The following is a 20,274-nucleotide window of genomic DNA, read 5'->3' on the forward strand; positions in this document are numbered from 1 at the left end:
TCAAAGACCTGTTTTGTTATTTTTCAAAAATACGCCGTCAAACTCATCCCGAGCACTCTCTGTCGTGCGCCGCTAAAGGTGCGCCCCATGAAAAGGGGCGTCGAGGGGCGTGCGGGGCGCAGGTCGAATCCCTCGACGGCAAGCGCAACGCCGCGCACGAGGACGATGTCGGCACGCGCCCCCCAGCCGCGGAATCCCGCACGCCCAAAGAAGGTCGGATCGCCGTCCATCGCGTGGTGGAGATAGGTCGCACGCGGCTGATGGTAGTACGAGATCCATGCGCCGTAGTCGCCCGCCTTCTCCACATCGGGCGAGGGGCGCAGACGCAGCGTCGCCACATACCCGTGCCCCTTGTCGTCATAGCGGTCGAGATCGGTGCGCGCGTGCCCGTGCAGATATTCGAATTCGAGGCTGCGGTATCGATCAAACCGATAGCCCGCGAGGAGTTCGAGGATGCGCTGCCGATCGATCCCGTTGTGGAGGGCAAGCGGATTCCTTCTCACCGCCGCCCGCGTGACAGCGGGCAGCTCCGTCTCCATATCGTAGTAGAACGCACCGCCCATCCACTTCGTCCAGTTCCGCTCATAGCCGAGGATGATGCCGCGTTTCCGCTTGTCCCCCGTCGGCGCGACGGTGCGCCCATAGAAGACGGAGGTCATCCCGACGCTCTTGTCGCCGTACCGCCAGCGCACCCCCTCGACACGCTTGTCGAAGACGTTGCCCTCGAACGGGGTGAAGATGAATCTGCCCGCGCGGATCTTCGCACCATGTCCGTTCTCGTGTTCGGCGTAGAGGCGCGAGAGGTAGAGATGTCGATCGTTCTTGTGCGCACCCGCGATCGTGTCCTTGTCATAGCGGCTGTCCTCGAGCATCCCGCCGACGCTCCATCCGCCGCCAAGGTGAACCGTCGGGGCAATGCGGAAACGACGCGTGGAGAGGAACACGTCCCGCTTCTGGTGTACGGAGGGCAGCTCCATGCGTGCCTTGCCGTAGAGCCAGCGGTAGTCGCCCCAGACATCGAGACGCGGCACCTTTTGCGTGCGGTCGGCGGGTGCAGCGGCTGCACTCTCCTGCGCGTCGGCCTCCTCCGCTGCGCGGCGATCTGCATCCTCCGCATGTACGACAGGCGCTTCTGCGGCAGCAGGCATCGCCGCAGCGCAGGAGAGCGGCGCACAGAGGAACGCGAGGGGCAGAACCTGATGAATGTGTCGCATGGGCATCCTCCATTCGAAACAGCATGACACATTCCGTCGCAATTTTATGCTATTCTAGCATGAAAACACGGTTTTCACAACAAATCATAAAATTTTATTCATAATTTACATATATATTTTACATGTTAGGACTTTTTTCACAAGGATTTTTGTTGATAACAGGCGAAATATATATGATTCAATACATAGGAATCGTGCAAGGGAGGTGGGGGAATGGGCAGACTGCAGCGTCTCCCTCTGCTCCTCGCCCTCCTGCCCGCACTGCTCTGTACACTCCTCCTGCATGCCGCCCATGCGGATGCGCTCTCGCTCGCCTACGACCGCAACTACGGTACGGCGTATGTGACCATCCTGCAGAGCACCGCCGATGTGCCGATCGAGGCGCAGGGGTATACGCGAAGACAGCTTGAGCTGTTTCAGGATCGCCGCGTGGACGCGGCCGAGGTCTATGATTTTCAGGCAGAACAGTTCCTGCGCGGGGCGGCAGAGGAGCTCTACTGGTACCCGCATTACACAGCAACGGTGGTGCTCGCCGTACGCACGGATCCCCGTATCCCCGTCCACGGATGGGCGGATCTCAGGGAGGGCGTCACGATCGCCATGCCCGAGCAGTCGCCGGAGCGTGAGATCTTCTTTCTGGCACTGACGCAGGGGCTCTCCGCCAATCGCGATACGGCGTTTGCGCACCTCGCACAGATGAAGGCGGAGGGGCGGCTGCGCTTTTACGCGATGCACCGCGGAACGTGGGGCATTCTTGCCAATGCGGGTGCAAACGATGTCTACGTCCTCTTTGCCCATGAGGCGGAACGCCTCATTCGACGCGGTGCACAGCTGCGGATCGTCGTGCCCGCCGAGGGGACGATCACACTGACAAAGGGTGTGCTCTCACGTGCCCCCATCACATTCTCAGAGACGCTCCCAAAGGAGCTGGATGCCGCAGGTTATCCGCCGCTCCCCCCGTCTGCCCCAACGGTCCACGCAATGCCGCCTGATTTCCCGCACGTCCTCCGCACGGTGAACACGCGCTATCATGCACAGATCATGGAGCGACCTGCGTTCATGCCTGCAGAGGCGCACGAGAGATTTATGGTTCTCGTGCTGATGCTGCCGCTCACGGTCATCTGGGGCGCGTACATTTACCGCCGTGTGCTCCATCACGGGGCGCGCCGTGCCGTTGTCCTCCTCATCGCCATGCTGCTCCTCTGGGAGCTGACGCGTATGGCGAAGATCCTCACGTTCGTACACGACAGCACATTGGAGCGCACGCTCTGGTACCTCTTCTACATGTTCCGTGCGGGGCTCTCGGTCGCACTCCTCTGGATCGCGTGGAGCGCGGACGAGGACGCGATCAACCACAGGATGCCGCCGTGGCTGAAGGCGGTGTTCGGCCTCAATCTCCTGCTCGCCGCACTCATCCTCTGCAACGACTTCCACCAGCAGTTCTTCGTGTTCACATGGGACAACATTCTGCAGGAGTGGCAGGAGGCTCTCGCATGGGGCGCGTATGTCTACTGGACGCTCTGGTTCGGCGAGATCCTCGCGGCGCTCCTCCTCCTCCTCGAAAAGGCAAAACAGCAGCAGGTGCTGCGCCCCATGATGATGCTCCCGTTTGTCTTCTTCGTGCTCTTTATCGCGTACTCCATCGCCTATCAGTATGTGGCGTGGGTGCAGTGGCCGGAGCTGACGGCATTGACGGCGCTCTTCTTCCTCGCACTCCTTGAGATCTGTCTGCACACGGGGCTCATGCCGTCGAACCGCCTGCACGAGGCATTCTTTACGCACGCACGGCTCGCGATGCGGCTTGTGAATGCGGAGGGGGCTCCCGTCTTTGCCTCGGCGCTGCAGTGGGATGAATCCGGACGCGATACACGCACCTCGCGCATGGAGATCCACGGCGGTGCTCTCCTCTGGCAGGAGGATCTGCGGCTCCTGCATGAGCGGCAGCGGCAGCTCGCCCTCGCGTGCGATGCACTGGAGCGTTCCCATTCCCTCCTGCGTGCAGAGCACACAATCCGTAGAAAACTGCTCGCCCTGACGCTCCGGCGAAAGCTCTCCGAGGAATTGGAGGCGATCCTTGCCGCCAAACGTCCGCTTCTGCGCCGCTTTCGCGAGGAGCTGATGGAAACGCAGGACGAGGAGAAGATCGTGCGTCTCATCCGACGGCTCAATCTGCTCTCCTCCTATCTGAAGAAGCGCTGCGTACTCTTCCTCAAGGGGCAGGAGGACGGTACGGTCCGCACCGACGAGCTCGCGATGGCAGTCTCGGAGACCTGCACCTACCTGCGTCCCCTCGGACTGCGCGTCGGTGTGGAATGGACGCAGACGGAGCTGCTGTACACGGAGACGGCGCTCGCACTCTTCGATGCGTTTGCAGAGTTCCTGACGCGCGCGGCCGCTGCGGGGATGGAGCGCATCTTCTGCCGCTTCACGGACGACACGCTGACCTTCCTGCTGGAAGACGCCGACTGGATCGCGCCGTGGGCTGCGGCATGGCAGGAGGAACACGGTACAGCCGTCACCACAGAGGATCGCGGTTATGCGCACACGCTGACCATCCATCCCACCGCGGCGGCGGGGAAGAGAACCGGCGGCAAAGCCGCATACGCTGCAGAGGATGCCCGCAGTACACAGGACGAGGGTCGGAGGGATGCGCCATGGAACGGCTGACCACATACAGCTATGGGGAGATTCTCATCCTTGTACTGCTTGCGAGCCTTGTCCTCATCGCCCAGAGTGCCGCGCTCTGTTGGGCGCTCGCCCATCTCCCGCGCCGCCGGATCCGCTACCTGCTGCCGGAGGCGGCGGCACTCTCCGTCGTTCTCCTCACAACGCTGCTGCTCGGCGGTGCATGGAAGCTCTTCTTTGCAGAGCTGCCGCCGATTGGCTGGCTCGCAGCGGAGCGGTGGACAGCGGGGCTCCTCTCCCTCGTCGTCGGGCTCACTGCCTGCGAGCGCAGACTGCTTCCTGCGCTCCTGCTCGCATTTGCGGGTCTCTGCTCGCTGCCGATGATGGACGCCTTCCTCCCGATGAGTGCCGCGCTCGTCCTTCTGCTGCTCGGCGTACGGCTCGTACTGCTTGCTGCACGTGCACGTGCACGCAGGACACGCGAGGTGACGGTTTCCTCCATCCGTGCAGGACTCGACCTCCTGCCCGAGGGAATCCTCTTTGCCCGTGAGGATCACGCTGCGGTACTCGTCAACATCACCATGCTGCGCTTCATGGAGCGCCTCTTCGGGCGCCAGTATCGGAATGCAGCGGTGTTCTGGCAGGCTCTCACGGCGTTTGACGCGCCCGCTGTCGCAGAGAAACGGCAGCGCGAGGGTGCCGTGCTCCTGCGCTTTACCGCAGGCGATGTGTGGCTCGTGCAGCGCGTGCAGCTGCTGGGTGCGCTCCCTGGCTGGCAGCTGACAGCCTCCTGCGTTACGGAGCTGGACGCCGTCACGCAGGAACTCAGAGAGAAGAATGAGGAGCTCAGCACTACGCTCAGCGCCCAGAAGGAGCTCCTTCAAAATCTCGAGCGTACGGAGCGCAGCCGAACGCTGCAGGAGATCACCTCACGCGTGCACGATATCCTCGGGCAGCGGATCAGTATGCTCCAGCAGCTGCTTGCAAGCTCTGCACCAAAGGATGCGCTCCGTACGATTGTCCGCATCGACAGCCTCTTGGAGTCCGTTCCGCTCGAGCAGGAGCCCCATCCCGCAACCCTGCTTGCCGATATGACGGACACCTACCGACGGCTCGGCATACGGCTCACGGTCACAGGCAGCCTGCCGCACAATCTGCGGCGCGCACGCGCCTTTGCCGCCATTACGCGCGAGGCACTCAGCAACGCGGTCTGCCACGGGCGTGCGAATGCGGTCACGATCACGCTCGACGAGCGGCGGCTGCACATCCGTGACAACGGCATCGGCTGCACAGAGCTGCACCCCGGCGGCGGACTGTCGGGGATGATGCACCGTGTGAACGAGCTTGGCGGACGGCTCACCATTACCCATACACCACATTTTGAAATAGATGCACGGATAGGGGAGAACACAGGATGATCAAAATTCTGCTCGTGGACGATCAAAAAATTCTGCTCGAAGGACTGGAGCAGATCTTCACCCCCCTCGACGACATGGAGGTGGTCGGCAGCCTCCTCCTCTCAGAGCTCGTGGAGGAGGCGTGCGCACGCCTTACACCCGATCTCGTCCTCATGGACATCTGCATGGAGGGGCGCACGAGCGGCATACAGATCTGCGCGCATCTCAAAGCACGGTTCCCAGAGCTGCGTGTGATCCTCATGACAGGCATGCAGGAGATCGCCTTTCTCGCGCGGGCAAAGACAGCGGGCGCGGACAGCTTCATCTACAAGGAGGCATCGGGCGAGGAGTTCGCCGCCTGCATCCGCACGACGATGGAGGGCGCGCACATCTATCCCGACGTGTGTGCCGACTCCACCTTCGGTGGTACTAAGGCACCGCTGACGAACCGCGAGCTCGACATCCTCCGCTGCATCTGCCGCAGTATGTCCTATGACGAAATCGCCGCTGCGCTCGGAATCACCAAGCGAACGGTCAACTTCCACGTCGGCAACATGCTCGTCAAGACGGGCTACAAGAGCATCGTCGGGCTCGCCGTCGAGGCAACGGAGAAGGGCTATACGGACAGTGCCCAATAGAGGTGCCGCACGAAGGTGTTTCAGGCTCCGTGCAGCACCTTTCTTGCGGCTTTTTTCAAAATTTTTCGTCCGACCTGTTATTTATGACAGTACGCTTTTTCTCATGGTATGTTACAATAGAGAAGAACTTTCAGAACACTCACGTTTATCCGGAATAGGAGGAAGATTTATGGGCCTCATCCAAGCTGCCGTCGGCTCGGTCGGCGGCGTCCTCGCTGATCAGTGGAAGGAATTCTTCTACTGCGACAGCCTCGACAAGGACACGCTCGTCGCAAAGGGACAGAAGCGCGTCAGTGGGCGCAGCTCGAATACGAGTGCAACGGACAACATCATCAGCAATGGCTCCGGCATCGCCGTGAACGATGGGCAGTGCATGATCATCGTCGAGCAGGGCAAGGTCGTCGAGATCTGTGCCGAGCCTGGCGCGTTCACGTACGACAGCTCCACCGAGCCGACCGTCTTCGGCGGCGATCTCGCGAGCGACCTCGTGTCCGTGTTGAAGAACATCGGCAAGCGTTTCACATTCGGCGGCGACGCACCGAAGGATCAGCGCATCTACTATTTCAACACAAAGGAGATCATGGGCAACAAGTACGGGACGGCGCAGTCCATCCAGTTCGAGACCATGATCGGCCAATACATGCTGAACGTCAACATCCGCTGCTTCGGTGAGTACAGCTACCGCATCACGAACCCGATCCTCTTCTATACGAACGTCTGCGGCAACATTGCGGACGTGTATGAGCGCAGCGAGATCGACTCACAGCTGAAAAGCGAGCTGCTGACCGCGCTGCAGCCCGCGTTCGGGCGCATCGCCGCGAAGGGCATCCGCTACACCCAGCTGATCAACTATACGAAGGATATCCGCAACGAGCTCGCCGACGAACTGTCCGACGACTGGGGCAAGCGGCGCGGCATTGAGATCGTCTCCTTTGGTGTGTCAAGCGTCAAGGCGGACGAAGAGGACGAAAAACGCATCAAGGAGATCCAAGACAGCGCGATCATGAGCGATCCGAATCTGCGCGCCGGTCGTCTCGCGGGCGCGACGGCAGATGCCATGCGTACTGCCGCCGGCAACGAGGCGGGCATGGGCGGTGCATTTGGCTTCATGGGTATGGGAATGGCAGGCAACGCAGGTGCCGGTGCGATGGGCGCATTCGGTCCACAGGGCGGCACGCCTCCGCAGGGCAATCCGCTCGCAGGAGGCGCCGCAGTCGGCGGCATGGCAGCGGGCGGCGCGGCAGGATGGGCGTGCCCCTGCGGACATACGGGCAACACGGGCAAGTTCTGCGCCGAGTGCGGCAAACCACAGCCCGCCCCTGTGAATACATGGAGCTGCCCCTGCGGACACACGGGCAATACCGGGAAGTTCTGCGCCGAGTGCGGCAAACCGCAGCCCTCTGCCGAGGGGTGGTCCTGCTCCTGCGGCACAATGAATCAGGGCAGGTTCTGCGCGAACTGCGGCAAGCCGAAACCGGCGGACGCACCGCTCTATGCGTGCGACAAGTGCGGCTGGAAGCCCGACGATCCCACCCACCCGCCGAAGTTCTGCCCGCAGTGCGGCGACGTGTTTGACGAGAACGACAAGCAGTAAATCTTTCTTTTAGAAGAGAGGTGACTGATATGGCAGACACAAGCGTCAGCTACAAATGCCCCAACTGCGGCGCGCCCCTCTCCTTCCTCCCGGGACACGACCACATAACCTGCGAGTACTGCAACACCGAGCTCGACGTTGCAACCGTCGAAAATCTCTTTCAAAAAGCGCAGGAAAAGGCAGCGCTTGCCGCTGAGGCGAAGGAATCGAAGTGGAACACCGATGGCGCGGGCAGCGAATGGGACAGTGCCGAGGCAGAGACAATGAAGGTGCAGACCTGCTCCTCCTGCGGCGCGGAGCTCGTCTCCGACGGCAACACGATGGCGACCGAGTGCGCCTACTGCGGCAGCCCGAACATGATCCCAAGCCAGTTCGGAGGAATGCTGCGCCCCGACTACGTCATTCCGTTCAAAAAGACGAAGCAGGACGCCATCGCCGCCCTCAAAGAGTTCTACAGCGAGGGTCTCAGGAAATACATCCTCCCGAGCACGTTCACATCCGAGAACCGCATCAAGGAAATCCAGTCCATGTACGTCCCCTTCTGGCTGTTCGACTCAAAGGTACGCGCGAGCGCGACCTTCCGCGCCGAGAACGACAGCGTGCACGAGACCTCGGACGAGATCATCACCGAGACCAGTCACTACAGCTGCGAGCGCAGCGGCTCCATGGCGTTTGAGCGCATCCCCGTCGACGGCAGCGAGCGCATGGACGATCAGTACATGGAGAGCATCGAGCCGTTCGACTACACGGAGCTCGTCCCCTTCTCCGCCGCCTACTTCACGGGGCACATCGCGGACAAATACGACGTGGATGCCGAGGCGAGTGTCCCACGTGCCGACAAACGCGTCAATGAGAGCGCGATCGGTGTTCTTGAGAGCACCGTCAAGGGCTACGATCGCTGCTCCCTCGACGGCGAGGCAACCGTCATCAAGGAGGACGGCACCGTCAGCTACGCGATGGCACCCGTCTGGATCCTCACGACGAAATATCACGAGAAGCCCTACACCTTTATGATGAACGGACAGACCGGCAAGGTCGTCGGCTCCGTCCCCATCGACCGGGCGAAGGTGCTGCTCTACTCCGTCATTCTCGCCATCGTCAGTATCCCCATTTTCTACTACCTCGCGAAATTCGTTCTGTCGGACTGAGGAGGTGCAGCGATGTTTACAAAAAACAAAAAGCGCCTCAGTGCACTCCTTGCATTCCTCCTGCTCCTCTGCTTTACCTCTATCACTCTCGCCGTGTCGAAACAGGCGCCGCCGCCGAAGGCGCAGACACAGGAACAGGGCATCGGCGCGGATCGCGTCATCGACGAGGCGGATATTCTCACAGACAGTGAGGAAAAGGAACTTGATGCGAAAATTGCCACAATCGAGCAGTCGCACAAGGTACGCATCCTGATCGGTACGATGAAGAGTACGGACGGCACGCCGCTCGGCAAGATCGCGAACAACGTGGTCGACCAGATCCCCGCCGACAACGGCACCATTGTCCTCCTCCTCTCGATGAAGGAGCGCGACTGGTACATCTCCACCGACAACAAGATGCGTGCGCGCATCACCGACGGCAAGGGCGTGGACTACCTTGCGGGCGAATTTCTCCCCGATCTGAAGGAGAACAAATACGACGCTGCATTCACCACATTTGCAGCGACCACGGACGAGATGCTGACCTACTACGAGAAGGAAGGCGAGCCGTACGATCCAGCGAATGCCTTTAACCTCATGGCATTCGGCATCGCCCTCGCGTGTGCGCTCATCCTCGGCGGCACCATCTACTATGTGCTGTACGAGTACGAGAGCAACGTCACCTTTGCAGCGGAGGCGGATGCCTACCTGAACCACGACAGCTTCCGGCTCACGCAGGACGAGGACAACTTTCTCTATACCACCGTCACACGTCGGACTAAGGAAAAGAAGGAATCCTCCTCCTCCGGCTCCAATGTCAGCACCTCCAGCAGCGACAGCAGCCACGGCGGCGGCGGTGGAAAGTTTTAGGAGGCAACACTATGGCAGATACAAGTGTCAGCTACAAATGTCCCAAATGCGGTGCCCCCCTCACCTTCCTCCCGGGGCACAACCATGTGACCTGTGAGTTCTGCGATGCCAAGATCAGCATTGCAGAGATGGATGCCCTCTATGCACAGAAAGAGGAGCAGGCGGCACAGGCGGCAGAGAAGGCAGAGGAAAAAGAAGCACAGTGGAACACCGAGAATGCAGGCAGCGCATGGGACGGCGCCGAGACGGCGCACATGATGATCCAGACCTGCTCCTCCTGCGGTGCGGAGCTCGTCTCCGACGGCAACACCATGGCGACCCAGTGCGCCTACTGCGGCAGCCCGAACATGATCCCGCGCCGCTTCGACGGTATGCTGCGCCCCGACTATGTCATTCCATTTAAGAAGACGAAGGAGGATGCCATCGCCGCACTCAAGGAATTCTATAAGGGGAAAAAACTGCTCCCGAAGGCGTTCCGCGACGAGAACCGCATCAAGGAGATCCAGTCCATGTATGTCCCCTTCTGGCTCTTCGACGCGCAGGTAAGCGCCAGCATGGACTTCAGCGCGGAAACGAGGAGTCGGCGCGATACGGCGGACGAGATCATCACCGAGACCAGCCACTACCGCTGTGAGCGCAGCGGCGAGATGACGTTCCGCGGCATCCCCGTCGACGCGAGCAAACGCCTGGACGACAAGTACATGGACAGCATCGAGCCGTTCGACTACAGCGAGCTCCGCCCGTTCTCCGCTGCGTATTTCACGGGACACCTCGCCGACAAATTCGATGTCGATGTCAAGGAATCCCTGCCGCGCGCCGACACGCGCCTCACGGCGAGCGTCATCCACGCGCTGAGCAAAACCGTCAGCGGCTACGACAGCACCGCCCCGAGCGGCAGCTCGAAGATCCGAAAGCAGTCGGGCGATGTCCGCTACGCCATGATGCCCGTCTGGATCCTCACCACGAACTATCAGGGCAAGCCCTACACCTTCATGATGAACGGACAGACCGGCAAATTCGTTGGTGCGGATCTGCCCAAGGATACATTCAAGGAGTACGTCTACCCGCTCATCCCGTCCGCCCTCGTCTTCGCCGTCCTCTTCTGGCTCGGCCGGCTCATGTTTAACTTGTAGGAGGTGCGGCACATGATGAACGAAATGAAATATGGACGCAGCACGCTCCTCGCCCTGCTCCTCCTCTGCCTCAGCATCTTCGTCCTCGCCGTCCCCAAGGCGGCAGATGCGGCGGGCATCGGAAACGCACGCGTCATCGACGAGATGAACCTCCTCTCTGACGCCGAGGTGCAAAAACTCGATGCGCAGCTCGCGGCAGTGGAACGGACACACCGCATCCGCATCCTCGCGGCAATCGTCGGTGATTGGAAAGACAAGCCGCTGAAGCCGCTCGCAGAGAACATCATCAAGACCATTGCCCCCGGCGGTGAGCACGGCGCAGTCCTGCTCCTCCTCTCGCCCGAAAATAAGACCTACTACGTCGCCACCGATGCAAGGCTCGCTACGCGCATCACCGACGAGGGCATTGAGCACCTCACGGAGAAATTCCTGCCCGCCTTCGAGAGCAAGAAATACGCCGATATGTTCACGGCATTTGGTCAAGTCGCGGGCGAAATGCTCACCTACTACGAGAAGGAGGGCAAGCCCTTCACCTCGGGCGGCGCACTCAGTGCCGTTGCACGTGCCGTCGCAGCTGGCGGAACACAGACAGGGGATGCGGGACTGGGCACTGTGCGCGTGGTCGACGAGTCCGACCTCATCACCGATGCCGAGGAGCAGGCACTCGACGCGAAGCTCGCCGCGTATGAACAGGCGCACGGCATTCGCATCCTCATCGGCACGGTCAAGAACACGCACAAACAGGTGCTCGGCAAGGTTGCCAATGCCGTCGTCGACCGCATCGCGGACGGCGGTGCAAACGGCACCATCGTCCTCCTTCTCGCACCGAAGGAGCGCGACTTCTACATCTCCACCGACAACAAGATGCGCGTGCGCATTACCGACGACGACGGCATCGAACACCTCGCGGGGCAGTTCGTCCCCTCCCTGAAGGAGAACAAATACGCCGAGGGATTCACCGCATTTGCCGCCGCTGTGGATGAGATGGTGACATACTACGAGAAGGAAGGCAAACCATTCAATCCCGATGCCTTCCTGCTCACCATCGTCACCCTCGTCGGTGCGCTGATCCCTGCTGCCATCGTTTACTGGTTCATCCTTGCCAATCTCTCGGACAGCATGTTCAGTGTCCGAAGTGCCCACGAGGCAGACGACTACGTCGAGCGCGGCAGCTTCCGCCTCACACACCGAGAGGACGTCTTCCTCCGTACCACAGAGTCCCGTGAGACGAAGCACAAGGAGACATCATCATCCTCCTCGGGTTCCTACATCTCCACCTCCAGCCGCGACGAAAGCCACGGCGGCGGCGGCGGGAAATACTAAAGGAGTGATTATCATGAAAACACGATTCCTCAGCCTTCTCTGCACCGCCCTCTTTGCCGCAGGCATCCTCCTCGGCGCGGCGACAGCATCTGCCCACGGCATGACCTATTGGGAAGCGACACTTGTGCTGGATGATACGGCTACGGGCGGGGAGACGAGGCTGGAAGCGGGCAAAGCCACTCTCGGCGATGCTCGCAGGGCTATCGTCCGCGCAGGACTTGCGGATGACTACCAGAAGAAAGACTCCTCAGGCGACGGCATGTGCTTCGTCACCTATACCTTCAACGGTGCCGAGCCCTTCGTCTTCCGCGCTGTCACAGGAGCGAAGGACACGCGCGACGCCGATGCGCTGACCGTGACGAGCTACGATATCATGGGACAGAGCGTCCGCACCCTCGGCGGACTCCGTGTCGGAAAGAGCTACGAGGACATCGAAGAGATGTACGGCGAACCCTCCTCTGTCGACACGAGCGATGACGGACTCACCGCCTGCACCTATTCATTTGATGACAAAGCAGCCGAGCTCACCTTCGACATCGACGGCGCAGGGATCATTCAGGCGATCAAGTTCCGCACCGAGATCTGAGATTCTTCCCTCTGCTGTATAAAACAGGGCAGACCGTGAAATCTTCCTTCACGATCCGCCCTTTTGTTATGTATAAATATTTTATCCGCGCTGATTCAAGTCTTTCTGCTCCATCTCCGTTATCCCCGTAAGAGCCGTAATGTCTTCCCTCTGCCAGTCATCGCATTCATCGTAAAAGTATTCATCCTTCCGCTTCTTGAAGATACGAAACGGCTCCTCCTCTGAGTTGTCATAGATGTGGCAAATATCACTTACGGCAATGATCTCTGGAACGAGAGCCATTGCGCGATCATAGCGCGCATAGATCTTCTCCTTGGGAACATCGTGCCCGCCCGATGCCACGCGCGCTTTTACACGATAGACATTGATAATCGGGTCTATGGTCAGAACATAGTAACAGCGAATAAAATAGCCCATTTCCCGCGCACGTTTCAAAAGGTTCAAATTACGCGACGTGGAAAGTACGGTCTCAAAACAGAACTCTCTCTTGTCAGAAAGACATGCCTCTCGCTGCCGTTCGGCAGTCTGCGCCGCTTCAAGATCATCACACTTGAGGTTTTTCTTAATCTCATCCGCGTTGATATAATCCATCTGAGGAGGACGCAGAATTTCTGTAAACGTGCTCTTGCCCGATCCGTTCGGCCCCGCAAAAACGATGATTTCAGGCTTCTTCTGCACGTTTTCCATCACATTCTGCTCGTATAGGCACACGCTGCCCATCGCTCCTGATCTCATAGAGTGTCTTCGTCTTGCGGTCGTAAACAACACTCGACACGCCTCTTGCCTTGTTCTTCGCCAGTGCAATACGCACCGCCGCGCGAGCCCCCTGCACAACCATATCATCCGTCATCTCCGTTGTCGCCATCGTGCAGCCTCCTTCGGTATCTTTCTTTCACTATATCATATTTTGATTGAAAACACACGGGGGACTATCACAGCGCAATTATTTCCCTTATAATAGAACTACATCAACTGACAGGAGAACGCCCATGATCTACACAGCACACTACAATTCCCCGCTCGGCGGGATTACGCTCACAAGTGACGGCATCGCACTCACGGGGCTGTACTTCGATGGGGAGAGGGATTTCCCCGATCTTTCGGCAGCGCACAAAAAAGACCTCCCCGTATTCGGAGAGGCCATGCGTTGGCTCGATCTATATTTCGCCGGCAAGGAGCCGGACTTCAGCCCTGCGCTCAATCCCACAGGCACGGCGTTTCAGATGTCGGTATGGGCAATCCTGCAGACTATCCCATTCGGAGAAACGACGACCTATGGCGCGATCGCACGCCGCCTCGAAGAAGAAACGAAAAAGCGAATGTCGGCACAGGCGGTCGGCGGCGCGGTCGGGCGCAATCCGATCTCCATCCTCATCCCATGTCACCGTGTGATCGGTGCGGACGGCAGCCTCACGGGCTATGCGGGCGGACTCGATAAGAAGGAGTATTTGCTGCGGACGGAGGGTTTTTATTCATAATGTCCTTTGCAGGAAAGAATTTCCAATCCATTTGGGACAATGCGATAGATCAGTCGATTCTTTTCGTCAATTCTTCTGCTCCAAAACCCACCGAGCTCACCCTTGAGCGGTTCCGGTTTTCCAACGCCGTCAAACGGATGTCGCTCCACATCCTTGAGCAGGAGATTGATCCGTTTCAGCGTCTTCCTGTCCTCTGACTGCCAGCCGATATAATCCTCCCACGCCTCATCCGACCATGTCTTATTCACCGTCTGCTACCTCAATCAAGTCATGCTGCACGCCCCGGCCGGCATTGAGCTGGGCAATTCCCCGACGCAGGTGTGCCATATTGCTTTCCGAGTAGAACGGATCCGGTTCCGCAGAGAGTTCAAATGGGATTTTGCGATCTCGTGCGACGCGCTTCGCAAAAATCAGAAATGCGGTGGAAATAGGCAACCCGATCTCGTCACAAACTTCATGCAGACGCATCGACAAATCATCATCCATACGCACCATAACATCCTGCGCCATCTGTATCACTTCCTATCATATATCCGCCAAATGCTGCATTCATTATACCACAAAAATTCTCCCCCACACAAGAAAACGCAGCCCTCGCACGAAGCTGCGTTTTTCGTTTACAATATGCGAAGTGCTGTTTTTACTTCTTCGCTTCGTTTGGCGTGTGCGCGGTGTTTGCCGCCTTCGCCTGTTGCGCAATGGCCTCACAGACGCAGCCGCCTGCGGGCGCGACCGCGCCGCGCTTGCGTGCCTTGTGCTCTGCGTAGCGGCGCTTCCCCTCCTCGAACGCGGCACGCGCCTCCTCGGTATCGAGCATGAGCGGCGGCACGGACTTCGGCCGTGCGTTGCGGTCGAGTGCGACCATGGTGAAGTATGCCGAGAGGCCGAGCTGCGGATCGCCGCCGTCGTCCAGATCCTCGACGATGACGTTGACGGCGACCTCCATCGAGCTGTGCCCGACATAGACGATGTCTGCCGTCACAACGACAAGGTCGCCGATGCGGATGGGCAGGTGGAACTCCAGCTCGTCCACGCGTGCCGTCACGACGTTCGACCGTGCATACCGCCGCGCCGCCGCGTACGCCGCCGAATCCATCAACTTCATAATCTCGCCGCCATGCACATTCCCGTTCGGGTTCGCCTGACTGGGCATCATAACCTCGCTGATAACGATGCGACTGTCCTTCATCTTGCATTCTTTCATTTATATGCCCCCATCAAAATATTTTTTCAGAGCCTTCACTTTACCATACTTTGCTGAAAATAATCCGTTGCATCGGATACATTCCCTTGACAGCCGCATACGCGCAGATGATATAATCCTGCTTAGGCAAAGGGAATGGGGCGCAGTTGCCCCCAAGGGGAGGGATCTCTATGTATTTGGAAACGATCACATCGCCCGCCGACATCAAGAGCTATACGGTGGCACAGCGCACGATGCTCGCGCAGGAGATGCGCGACGCACTCCTAAAGCGTGCAAGCATTCACGGCGGGCATTTCGGTCCGGACTTCGGCATCATCGAGGCGGTCATCGCACTGCACACGGTCTTTGACTCGCCTACGGACAAGATCATCTATGACGTATCACACCAGTGCTACCCGCACAAGATGCTGACGGGGCGCGTGGAGGCGTACATCAACGAGGCGCAGTACGACGAGGTGTCGGGCTATACGAATCCGGAGGAAAGCCCGCACGACTTCTTCAACGTCGGCCACACGTCGACCTCGATCAGTCTCGCCTCGGGGCTTGCAAAGGCGCGGGATCTCGCGGGGCGCAGGGAGAACATCATCGCCCTCATCGGCGACGGCTCCATGTCGGGCGGCGAGGCACTTGAGGGGCTGAACGTTGTCGGTGAGATGGAGACGAACTTCATCATTGTATTCAACGACAACGGGCATTCCATCGCAGAGAACCACGGCGGGATGTACCGCACGTTCAAGGAGCTGCGCGAGACAAACGGCACAGCGGAGGACAACCTCTTCCGCGCGATGGGACTCGACTACCGCTATGTGGCGGACGGCAACGACTGCGAGGCACTGATTGCGGCGTTCTCTGCGGTCAAGAACAGTACAAAGCCCGTCGTTGTGCATATCGTCACGCAGAAGGGCAAGGGATACCAGTTCGCCGAGGAGGATCCAGAGACGTGGCACTATCGTATGCCATTCGACATCGAGACGGGTGCGCTGAAGCATCCGTACACCGACCCGTATCAGGAGGCGACCAAGGACTTCCTCAAAGAGCAGGCAAAGACGAATCCGAACTTCGTCTTTCTCGCGGCCGGCACGATGGGCGGCATTGGACTCTCACCCAAGGATCGCGCGGAACTTGGCAATCAGTACGTCGACGTGGGCATCGCCGAGGAGCACGCGGTCGCGATGGCATCGGGACTTGCACGCGGCGGCGCACGTCCGATCTTCGGCACGTACAGCACATTCTTCCAGCGCGTCTACGATCAGATGGCGCAGGATGTCGCGGTCAACAACAGCCCCGCCGTCTTTCTCTCCGTCGGCGCGTCCATCTACTATATGAACGATGTGACGCACCTCGGCTTCTTCGACATCCCCATCTTTGCGAACATCCCGAACCTCGTCTTCCTCGCACCCGCGAGCCTCGACGAATACATGGCCGTGCTGCGCTGGTCGGTGGAGCAGACGCGCCATCCCGTCATGATCCGCATGCCGGTCGGCGGCTATGAGGAAAGCCCCTACCCCGTGCGCACAGACTACAGCGACCTCAACAAGTATCAGGTCGTGCAGGAGGGCGCAGATGTCGCCCTCATCGGTGCGGGCAACTTTGCCGCGCTTGCGGGCGCTGCCGCCGCACAGCTTGAGGCAGAGGGGATCAAGGCAACCGTCATCAATCCGATCTTTCTCTCGGGTCTCGACACCGCCCTCCTTGACCGCCTCAAGGAAAAGCACCGCCTCATCCTCACGCTCGAGGACGGCATCCTCGACGGCGGATTCGGACAGAAGATCGCCGCGTACTACGGCATGGACACGCAGATCCGTGTCCGTAACTACGGGCTCTCAAAGGAGTTCCACGACCGCTACAGTGCATCCGAACTCGCACGGGAGTATCACCTCACTGCCGAACAGATCGTAGCAGATACGCTCTTTGCATTGAAAGGATAATCTATGAAAAACGTTCTCATCGTCTCAGGACATCCCGACCTCGCAAGCGACTCATTCGCGAACAAGATCATCCTTGCCGATCTGGCGGAGCAGCTGCCAAGCGCTGTCATCGACGACCTCAGTGCGCTCTATCCGGACTACCGCATCGACGTTCCGGCGGAGCAGGACAAACTCCGGAATGCGGACGTCATCGTTCTGCAGTTCCCGATCTTCTGGTACAGCATGCCGGCACTGCTCGCAAAGTGGATGGAGGATGTCTTCGTGCGCGGCTTCTCGCACGGCTCGCAGGGCAAGGCACTCGTGGGCAAGAAACTCGTGCTGTCCTTTACCACGGGCGCACCTGAGAGCGCGTATGACGCGGCATTCCCCGTGGATGCGCTGACGGGGCGCTTTGTTCAGACGGCAGGGCTCACGGGCATGATCTACGAGGGCTATGTCTACACGGGCGGTGTCTCCTACGCCGACCGCACCGATCCCGCGCGCGCCGCCGATATGACAGCCGTGTCGCACACGCATGCAAAACGCCTCGCTGAAAAGATTGCCTCCCTGATGTAGTTTCGCTGTTTTACAGACCTCGGAGCCACGCGCTCCGAGGTTTTTGTCTGCCTATGTGCGGAACGTTTTGAATTTTATCGGCGTTTTCTTAGAATTTATGCTATAATAGAGTGCAGATATTAGCATATGTCAATGGAGGGCTTTTCCCTTGTATCTTGAAAACATCAACGCGCCCAGAGACTTGCGGGGCTATACGGCGGAGCAGCGCCGCATCCTTGCGCAGGAGATGCGCGAGGCGCTCATCGAGCGCACGAGCCTCGTCGGCGGGCACATCGGGCCGAACCTTGGGATCATCGAAGCGACCATCGCACTCCACACGGTCTTTGATTCGCCGCGCGACAAGATCATCTTCGATGTCTCCCACCAGTGCTATCCACACAAGATGCTCACGGGGCGCGCTGGCGCATACACGCGCGCAGCAGAGTACAACGACGTCTCCGGCTTTACGAACCCGGACGAGAGCGCACACGACATCTTCAACATTGGGCACACCTCAACCTCGATCAGTCTCGCCTCTGGACTTGCAAAGGCGCGTGACCTCGCGGGCGGCACGGAGAACATCATCGCCATCATCGGCGACGGCTCCATGTCGGGCGGCGAGGCGCTCGAGGGACTGAACGTCGTTGGCGAGATGGGCACGAACTGCATCATCGTATTCAATGACAACGATCAATCCATCTCCGAGAACCACGGAGGTATGTACCGCAAATTCAAAGAACTGCGCGAGACAAACGGTCAGGCGGAGGACAACCTCTTCCGCGCGATGGGACTCCGCTACCGCTACGTCGCAGACGGCAACGACGCGGAGGCGCTGATCCGCGTATTCTCCGAGGAAAAGGACAGTACAAGCCCCGTCGTCATCCACATCCACACAACAAAGGGCAAGGGACTCTCCTTCGCCGAGAACGATCCCGAGGGTTGGCACCGCCATGCCCCCTTCCACCTTGAGACCGGCATAGCAAAGAAGGCAGCCTCGTCCGAGCCATACGCCGCCGCAACCGTGGACTTTGTCCTCGAGACGGCGCGGAAAAATCCGAACTTCATCTACCTCTCAGCGGGCATCGTCGGGGGCATCAACCTCAGCCCTGCTCAGCGAGCGGAGCTTGGGAGCCAGTATGTCGACGTCGGCATTGCCGAGGAGCACGCCGTCGCGATGGCGTCGGGGCTTGCACGCGCGGGCGCGCGTCCGATCTTCGGCACGTACAGCACATTCTTCCAGCGCACCTACGATCAGATGGCGCAGGATGTCGCGATCAACCGCAGTCCTGCCGTCTTTCTCGCGACAGGCACATCGCTCTACCGCTCCACCGACGTGACCCACCTTGGCTTCTACGACATCTCCATTTTCTCGAACATCCCGAACCTCGTCTACCTCGCGCCGACGAGCGTCGCCGAGCACATTGCCGTCCTACGCTGGGCAGTGGAGCAGCGGGAGCACCCCGTCATGATCCGCATGCCCTTCTCTGGCTACGAGGAGAGCCCCTATCCCGTGCGCACGGACTACAGAGATCTGAACAAATCTATCGTCGTCACAGAGGGCAGGGATGTCGCCCTCATCGGCGTCGGCAACTTCGCCGCGCTCGCCTCCGAGGCGGCAGAGGAACTCGCACACGAGGGCATTCACGCAGCCGTCATCAATCCGCTTTATCTCTCGGGACTCGACGAGCAGCTGCTCGACTCACTAAAGGAAAAGCACAGCCTCATCCTCACACTCGAGGACGGCATCCTCGCGGGTGGCTTCGGGCAGAAAGTCGCCGCATTCTACGCCCGTACGGGCGGCGTGCGCGTGCGGAACTACGGTCTGCCAAAGAAGTTCTTCAATCGCTATACCCCTGCGGCACTCGCACGTGAGTACCACCTCACCGCCACGCAGATCGCAGCGGATGTCCTGCGGGAACTTGCGTGAGAGCTTGGTGAAAAAAGGGCTTGCATTTTTCACGCGCGCGCGCTATAATGTCCCTTGTCAGTCACGGGGACGTAGCTCAGCTGGGAGAGCACCAGGTTCGCAATCTGGGGGTCGAGAGTTCAATCCTCTTCGTCTCCACCATTTTTGACCATATACGGAGGAATCCATTCGGATATCCTCCTTTTTTTGATATGGAGGTGCGTGATGTTCCACAAAATGCGCCGCAAGGTACAGCAGCTTTCACCAGAGGAGACGGAGGCTGTGCTTATGCGCGGAACGGCAGGCGTACTCGCCCTCACGGGTGACAAGGCATTCCCATACGCCGTGCCCATCAGCTACGTCTATGACGGCGAGCACATCTACTTCCACAGTGCGCTCGAGGGGCATAAGATCGACGCCATCCAGCGGAATCCGAACGCATCCTTCGCCGTGATCGATCAGGATGAGGTCATCCCCGAGAAATACACGACTGCATACCGCAGCGTTATTGTCTTCGGCAGCATCCGCACCATCGAGGACGAGGAGGAAAAGCGTATTGCCGTCCGCAAGCTCGCCCTCAAATACGCGCCCGACAATACTGAGCAGCAGCATAACGAGATGATCGACCGTACATGGGAGCGGTTCTGTATGCTTGAGATGAGCATCGCACATATGACGGGCAAAGAAGGACGTGTCCTCACAGAGAAAAGATAATAC

Annotated in this window: 20 protein-coding genes and 1 tRNA gene; 15 read left to right on the plus strand and 6 right to left on the minus strand. The window is 59.4% G+C overall.

All coding sequences use genetic code 11. The features are described from left to right. Window positions 1–23 precede the first annotated feature (23 nt). Window positions 24–1,214, minus strand: a complete 1,191-nt coding sequence (locus tag H1B31_RS01980; protein ID WP_226372125.1) for a hypothetical protein — start codon at window positions 1,212–1,214, stop codon at window positions 24–26. A 213-nt stretch (window positions 1,215–1,427) separates the two neighbouring features. Here H1B31_RS01980 and H1B31_RS01985 point away from each other — a divergent pair, with 213 nt between their 5' ends. The 9 genes from H1B31_RS01985 (at window position 1,428) to H1B31_RS02025 (ending at window position 12,507) form a co-directional block, all read left to right on the plus strand. Continuing rightward, window positions 1,428–3,881, plus strand: coding sequence for a type 2 periplasmic-binding domain-containing protein (locus H1B31_RS01985; RefSeq protein ID WP_185980692.1), 2,454 nt, complete (start codon window positions 1,428–1,430; stop codon window positions 3,879–3,881). Further along, window positions 3,869–5,257 (plus strand): sensor histidine kinase, encoded by a 1,389-nt coding sequence (locus H1B31_RS01990; RefSeq protein WP_185980693.1) that lies wholly within the window; start codon window positions 3,869–3,871, stop codon window positions 5,255–5,257. The genes H1B31_RS01985 and H1B31_RS01990 overlap by 13 nt, the downstream gene beginning before the upstream one ends. Beyond that, entirely contained in the window at window positions 5,254–5,874 is a 621-nt protein-coding gene (locus H1B31_RS01995; protein ID WP_185980694.1) for a response regulator transcription factor, read from the plus strand. Before H1B31_RS01990 ends, H1B31_RS01995 begins: the two co-directional genes overlap by 4 nt. Before the next feature lie 169 nt (window positions 5,875–6,043). Further along, on the plus strand, window positions 6,044–7,468 hold the full coding sequence (locus tag H1B31_RS02000; RefSeq protein WP_185980695.1) for an SPFH domain-containing protein: 1,425 nt from the start codon (window positions 6,044–6,046) through the stop codon (window positions 7,466–7,468). A gap of 29 nt (window positions 7,469–7,497) precedes the next feature. After that, window positions 7,498–8,616, plus strand: coding sequence for a TFIIB-type zinc ribbon-containing protein (locus H1B31_RS02005; protein ID WP_185980696.1), 1,119 nt, complete (start codon window positions 7,498–7,500; stop codon window positions 8,614–8,616). Between the two features lie 12 nt (window positions 8,617–8,628). Beyond that, window positions 8,629–9,465, plus strand: a complete 837-nt coding sequence (locus tag H1B31_RS02010) for a TPM domain-containing protein (protein WP_185980697.1) — start codon at window positions 8,629–8,631, stop codon at window positions 9,463–9,465. Between the two features lie 11 nt (window positions 9,466–9,476). Then, entirely contained in the window at window positions 9,477–10,598 is a 1,122-nt protein-coding gene (locus tag H1B31_RS02015) for a TFIIB-type zinc ribbon-containing protein (RefSeq protein WP_185980698.1), read from the plus strand. A 12-nt stretch (window positions 10,599–10,610) separates the two neighbouring features. Further along, on the plus strand, window positions 10,611–11,921 hold the full coding sequence (locus tag H1B31_RS02020; RefSeq protein WP_185980699.1) for a TPM domain-containing protein: 1,311 nt from the start codon (window positions 10,611–10,613) through the stop codon (window positions 11,919–11,921). Between the two features lie 13 nt (window positions 11,922–11,934). Continuing rightward, window positions 11,935–12,507: a hypothetical protein gene (locus H1B31_RS02025; RefSeq protein ID WP_185980700.1), complete on the plus strand. Its 573-nt coding sequence runs from the start codon at window positions 11,935–11,937 to the stop codon at window positions 12,505–12,507. Between the two features lie 81 nt (window positions 12,508–12,588). Here the strand turns inward: H1B31_RS02025 and H1B31_RS02030 are convergent, their stop codons facing one another. Both H1B31_RS02030 and H1B31_RS02035 read right to left on the minus strand, forming a co-directional pair. Beyond that, on the minus strand, window positions 12,589–13,194 hold the full coding sequence (locus H1B31_RS02030) for an ATPase (protein WP_185980701.1): 606 nt from the start codon (window positions 13,192–13,194) through the stop codon (window positions 12,589–12,591). Next, window positions 13,169–13,372, minus strand: a complete 204-nt coding sequence (locus H1B31_RS02035) for a Clp protease (protein ID WP_185980702.1) — start codon at window positions 13,370–13,372, stop codon at window positions 13,169–13,171. Before H1B31_RS02035 ends, H1B31_RS02030 begins: the two co-directional genes overlap by 26 nt. Before the next feature lie 124 nt (window positions 13,373–13,496). Between H1B31_RS02035 and H1B31_RS02040 the strand changes: the two genes are divergently transcribed. Continuing rightward, window positions 13,497–13,985 carry a methylated-DNA--[protein]-cysteine S-methyltransferase gene (locus tag H1B31_RS02040; protein WP_185980703.1) on the plus strand — a complete coding sequence of 163 codons (489 nt, stop codon included), beginning with the start codon at window positions 13,497–13,499 and terminating at the stop codon, window positions 13,983–13,985. Here the strand turns inward: H1B31_RS02040 and H1B31_RS02045 are convergent. The 3 genes from H1B31_RS02045 to H1B31_RS02055 form a co-directional block, all read right to left on the minus strand. After that, complete coding sequence (locus tag H1B31_RS02045; protein WP_185980704.1) at window positions 13,976–14,233, minus strand: Txe/YoeB family addiction module toxin; 258 nt, start codon at window positions 14,231–14,233, stop codon at window positions 13,976–13,978. The two genes, H1B31_RS02040 and H1B31_RS02045, sit on opposite strands and share 10 nt — an antisense overlap. Continuing rightward, a complete protein-coding gene (locus H1B31_RS02050; RefSeq protein WP_009441494.1) occupies window positions 14,226–14,495 on the minus strand; it encodes a type II toxin-antitoxin system RelB/DinJ family antitoxin in 270 nt (89 codons plus the stop codon). The genes H1B31_RS02045 and H1B31_RS02050 overlap by 8 nt, the downstream gene beginning before the upstream one ends. A gap of 130 nt (window positions 14,496–14,625) precedes the next feature. Next, window positions 14,626–15,189 carry an acyl-CoA thioesterase gene (locus tag H1B31_RS02055; protein ID WP_185980705.1) on the minus strand — a complete coding sequence of 188 codons (564 nt, stop codon included), beginning with the start codon at window positions 15,187–15,189 and terminating at the stop codon, window positions 14,626–14,628. A gap of 170 nt (window positions 15,190–15,359) precedes the next feature. Here H1B31_RS02055 and H1B31_RS02060 point away from each other — a divergent pair, with 170 nt between their 5' ends. From H1B31_RS02060 to H1B31_RS02080, 5 genes are all read left to right on the plus strand, one after another. Continuing rightward, window positions 15,360–17,117 carry a 1-deoxy-D-xylulose-5-phosphate synthase gene (locus H1B31_RS02060; RefSeq protein ID WP_185980706.1) on the plus strand — a complete coding sequence of 586 codons (1,758 nt, stop codon included), beginning with the start codon at window positions 15,360–15,362 and terminating at the stop codon, window positions 17,115–17,117. Between the two features lie 3 nt (window positions 17,118–17,120). Then, complete coding sequence (locus H1B31_RS02065; protein ID WP_185980707.1) at window positions 17,121–17,672, plus strand: NAD(P)H-dependent oxidoreductase; 552 nt, start codon at window positions 17,121–17,123, stop codon at window positions 17,670–17,672. Between the two features lie 148 nt (window positions 17,673–17,820). Beyond that, window positions 17,821–19,578, plus strand: a complete 1,758-nt coding sequence (locus H1B31_RS02070) for a 1-deoxy-D-xylulose-5-phosphate synthase (RefSeq protein ID WP_185980708.1) — start codon at window positions 17,821–17,823, stop codon at window positions 19,576–19,578. A 65-nt stretch (window positions 19,579–19,643) separates the two neighbouring features. Beyond that, a tRNA-Ala gene (locus tag H1B31_RS02075) sits at window positions 19,644–19,719 on the plus strand. Between the two features lie 63 nt (window positions 19,720–19,782). Then, window positions 19,783–20,271, plus strand: coding sequence for a pyridoxamine 5'-phosphate oxidase family protein (locus H1B31_RS02080; protein WP_185980709.1), 489 nt, complete (start codon window positions 19,783–19,785; stop codon window positions 20,269–20,271). The last annotated feature ends 3 nt before the right edge of the window (window positions 20,272–20,274 follow it).

It is taken from the genome of Selenomonas timonae (genome assembly GCF_014250475.1).
Classification (GTDB): Bacteria; Bacillota; Negativicutes; order Selenomonadales; family Selenomonadaceae; genus Centipeda; species Centipeda timonae.